Source organism: Petrotoga halophila DSM 16923 (assembly GCF_002924615.1).
On record NZ_JALY01000048.1, the window covers coordinates 1 to 1,430 of the forward strand.

Below are 1,430 nucleotides of genomic sequence, written 5' to 3' on the forward strand. Positions count from 1 at the left end.
AAGCCAGAAAACAAAAAATACGTTAAACCTTCATCGCCTAAAACTGCAAAAGAACAAACTGACAAAAATTCAGAAAATTAAAATAGACTACAAAGGCGCCGTAAATTGACACGGCGCCTATTGATATCATTTAACCTTTATTTTTCTCTCATTGTAAACTGTCACTGCTTCTTTTAGAATATTACAAGCCTTTCTTAACTCCTCGCTGTTCAATACATAAGCGATTCTTATTTCTTGCTTGCCTGCACCAGGTGTAGCATAAAAACCAGATAATGGTGAAACCATAACAGTTTCTCCATCCACATCGAAGTCGGTAAGCATCCACTTTATGAACTCCTCAGAATCATCGATTGGTAGTTTAACGGAGAGATAAAATGAACCATGAGGTTTTTTGCAAACGGCTCCTTCAATCTTTTTTATCTCTTCGTATGCAGCATCCCTTCTTTTTTGATATTCTAAAGCAACGCCTTGATAATAGTCTTTCCCCAAATCCTTGAGTAACCCTAAAACACCAAATTGTGCCAACAAAGGTGGAGATAATCGGGATTGAGCAAATTTCATTACTTGTTCTAGAAGTTTTTTATTTTTAGTAGCAAAAACTCCAATTCTTGCACCGCAAGCGCTGTATCTTTTCGATACACTATCGATTAAAATGAATCTGTCTTTGTCTTCAAAATCCATGACGGATACATGCTTAGTCCCGTCAAAGGTGAATTCTTTATATACCTCATCCGATATTACAAATATGTCTTTTTCTTTTGCAAAGTCAACGATTCTTTTTACTTCATCGTAACTGTACACAGCTCCTGTGGGATTTGAAGGATTAGAAAAGATTATTGCTCTTACCTTTTCGTTGTAAGCCTTTTCGAATTCTTCTATACTTGGGACAGCATAGCCGGTTTCCGGATCTGATTTCACTGGGCAAAGTTTTACATTTAGCATCTCTGCAAAACCTTTATAATTAGCATAAAAAGGCTCTATAACCATTACTTCATCCCCTGGATCAGCAACAGATGCCAAAGCGAAAATTGCTGCCTCGCTTCCCCCTGTAGTGACGATCAACTCCTGGGGATCAAAATCTATATCCCATAACTTATAATAATTGGAAAAAGCCTCACGTAACTCTAATAGACCTGCAGAATGGCTGTAATAAACTACTTCGGATGAGTACTTTTTTATACCTTCGAAAAATGCCTTAGGTGTTTCAATATCAGGTTGTCCTATGTTTAAAAGGTAAACTTTTTTACCTTCTTGCTTTGCTCTTTCTGCGTAAGGGACTAACTTTCTAATTGGGGAAAATTGTGTATTTAAAACTCTTTGAGATATTTTCATCTCTTGCCCTCCTCATTCTCATTTTTATAATTTTTAGAAATTCTAAAAACTCAATATATAGGGCCCTTTGCCCCGCAGCCCACCCATAAGGATAAAGC

1 protein-coding gene is annotated in these 1,430 nt (G+C 36.8%); it reads right to left on the reverse strand.

Annotated features, from left to right (window positions below):
- Positions 1–126 precede the first annotated feature (126 nt).
- Positions 127–1,332 carry a pyridoxal phosphate-dependent aminotransferase gene (locus AA81_RS02180; protein WP_103898052.1) on the reverse strand — a complete coding sequence of 402 codons (1,206 nt, stop codon included), beginning with the start codon at positions 1,330–1,332 and terminating at the stop codon, positions 127–129.
- Positions 1,333–1,430 lie beyond the last annotated feature (98 nt).